Here is a 237-nt window from a genome sequence, read left to right on the forward strand (position 1 = left end):
TGTTTACCCCCGACGGTCATGCCATCGACCTGCCCAAAGGCGCTACGCCGCTGGACTTCGCCTACCGCGTGCACACCGAGATTGGCCACAACTGTCGGGGCGCGAAAATCAACGGGCGCATCGTGCCGCTCAACTACAGCCTGCAAACCGGCGAGCAGGTGGAAATCATCACCAGCAAGCACGGCGTGCCGAGCCGCGACTGGCTGAACAGCAACCTCGGTTACGTCACCACCTCGC

The 237-nt window shown here is 62.9% G+C and carries 1 protein-coding gene; it reads left to right on the forward strand.

The features are described from left to right. Nucleotides 1–237 (forward strand): TGS domain-containing protein (locus tag AC0IW9_RS31950; protein ID WP_471652297.1); only part of this gene is annotated, 237 nt, incomplete at both ends.

Source organism: Belnapia sp. AC561 (assembly GCF_979252845.1).